At 59.3% G+C, this 2,436-nt stretch carries 3 protein-coding genes; 1 reads left to right on the top strand and 2 read right to left on the bottom strand.

The annotated features are described in order from the left end of the window. The coding region (locus tag Q1K23_RS04670) for an acetyl-CoA carboxylase biotin carboxylase subunit (protein ID WP_300362850.1) at window positions 1–1,332 on the bottom strand (1,332 nt) is incomplete at its 3' end. Window positions 1,333–1,336: 4 nt separating this feature from the next. Further along, complete coding sequence (gene accB / locus Q1K23_RS04665) at window positions 1,337–1,804, bottom strand: acetyl-CoA carboxylase biotin carboxyl carrier protein (protein WP_300362848.1); 468 nt, start codon at window positions 1,802–1,804, stop codon at window positions 1,337–1,339. Between the two features lie 64 nt (window positions 1,805–1,868). Between accB and dcd the strand changes: the two genes are divergently transcribed. Beyond that, on the top strand, window positions 1,869–2,435 hold the full coding sequence (dcd, locus tag Q1K23_RS04660) for a dCTP deaminase (protein WP_300362847.1): 567 nt from the start codon (window positions 1,869–1,871) through the stop codon (window positions 2,433–2,435). Window position 2,436 lies beyond the last annotated feature (1 nt).

The raw sequence follows: 2,436 nt of genomic DNA, 5'->3' as shown, positions 1-2,436 counted from the left end.
ATGCTCTTCCAGATATTTCGTATCGAACCTGTTTTCGATGAAGTCGGGATTGCGCATCATACGTCTGTGGAAGTCAATGACGGTCTTGATGCCGCCCACTTCGAACTCGTCCATGGCGCGCCGCATCTTTTTGATGGCGCGGTCGCGGTCTTCGGCCCAGACGATCACCTTGCCGATCATCGAGTCGTAGTGCTGGGGAATGATGTAGCCCGCATGGGCGTGGCTGTCGATACGCACATCCTTGCCGCCGGGGGCGATCCATTTGCTGATCTTGCCCGGGCACGGCATGAAGTTCACCGGGTCCTCGGCCGTGATGCGGCACTCGATGGCGTGGCCCTCGAGCCGCACGTCGCTCTGATCGAAAAGGGTGTCCCCCTCGGCGATGCGGATCATCCATTCGATGATGTCGATGCCGCTGACCATCTCGCTGACGCAGTGCTCCACCTGCAGGCGGGTGTTCATCTCCATGAAGTAGAAGTTTTTGTGCTTGTCCACGAGAAACTCGAAGGTTCCCGCACTCTCGTACCCGATGTGCTTCGTCGCCTTGACCGCCGCTTCGTGAAGCCTGGCGCGGGTCTCGTCGTCGAGGAACATCGCCGGAGACTCTTCGATCAGCTTCTGGTGGCGGCGCTGCATCGAGCAGTCCCGCTCGCCGATATGCACGGCGTTGCCGTGGGAGTCGGCCAGCACCTGCACCTCGATATGGCGCGGGTTTTCGATGAACTTCTCCATGTAGATCGTGCCGTCGCCGAAGGCCGTGATCGCTTCGCTCTCGGCGGCGAGGTAGGCGTTTTCGATGTAGCTCTCGTCCTCGACGACGCGCATGCCGCGTCCTCCACCGCCCGCCGCGGCTTTGAGGATGACCGGAAAGCCCATCTCTTTGGCCAGTTTCCTCGCCTCCTCGACATCCTTGATGGCGCCGTCGCTGCCGGGTATGACGGGCACGCCCGCCTCTTTCATCACCTGTTTGGCTTTGCTCTTGTCGCTCATCAGCGTCATGACGTCGACGCTCGGACCGATGAATTTGATGCCGTGGTATTTGCAGATCTCGACGAAATTCTGGTTTTCGCTCAAAAACCCGTACCCCGGAAAGATAGCGTCGCATTCGCTCACCTCCGCCGCCGCGATGATGGCGGGGATGTGGAGGTAGCTTTCGGTGCTTTTTGGGCCGCCGATGCAGATGCTGGCGTCGGCCAGGCGCAGGTAGCTGGCCTCTTTGTCGGCCGTGGAGTAGACGGCGACCGCCTCCTTGCCCATCTCTTTGATCGTGCGGATCGCCCGCAGGGCTATCTCACCCCGGTTGGCGATCAGTATGCGTTTGATTTCGGCCATCGGCTCAGACCTTCTCGACCAGGAAGAGCGGCATGTCGTACTCGACGGGCTGGCCGTCTTCGACCAGGATGTCGAGGATCTTGCAGTCGAACTCCGCTTCGATCTCGTTCATGATCTTCATCGCTTCGAGAATGCAGAGGGTCTGGCCCTTTTTCACGACGTCGCCGACATTGACGAAGGGGGGAGAGTCGGGAGAGGGGGAGCGGTAGAAGGTGCCCACCATCGGGGAGGTGATGTAGACGGCGTTTTCGGGAAGCTCCTTCTCTTTCGCGGGCTCGGCGGAAGCCGCCGGCGCGGGAGCCGCCGCAGCCGCGGGCGCGGCCGTCTGCTGTACCGGTGCCGCCGACGCCGCCGGCGCGGCGGAGTCGCCCTTTTCCAGGGTCAGGCCGAAGTCGCCGTCTTCGACTTTGAGCTTGCTCAGACCGCTGTTGTTAAATACTTTTATCAGGTCTTTTATCTCTTTCAGATTCATTCTTTTCTCCAGATGTAAGTGTGAGTGTATTATAATATCACAACTATATTTAGGGGATGATTGTATGGGCCTTAAAAGTGACAAGTGGATCCGTGAAAAAGCGTTGAAAGAGAAGATGATCGAGCCCTTCTGCGAAGATCAGGTGGGCAGAGGGGTCGTCAGCTACGGCCTGAGCAGCTACGGCTACGACATACGCGTCAGCGACGAGTTCAAGATCTTTACCAACGTCAACGCCGAAGTGGTCGACCCGAAACATTTCGACGAGCGCAACGTCGTCGACTTCAAGGGCGACGTCTGTATCGTGCCGCCCAACTCCTTCGCCCTGGCGCGCACGGTCGAGTACTTCCGCATACCGCGCAACGTCCTGGCGATCTGTCTGGGCAAAAGCACCTACGCCCGCTGCGGCATCATCGTCAACGTCACCCCCTTCGAACCGGAATTCGAGGGGCACATCACGATCGAGATCTCCAACACCACCCCCCTTCCGGCCAAAATCTACGCCAACGAAGGGATCGCGCAGGTCCTCTTCCTCGAGGGTGACGAACCCTGCGAGGTGAGCTACAAGGACAAATCGGGCAAATACCAGGCCCAGACCGGCATCACGCTGCCGCGCATCCTGGACGAGACATGAA

Source organism: Hydrogenimonas sp. (assembly GCF_029933015.1).
GTDB lineage: Bacteria > Campylobacterota > Campylobacteria > Campylobacterales > Hydrogenimonadaceae > Hydrogenimonas.
This window is presented reverse-complemented; position numbering and strand designations above follow the sequence as displayed.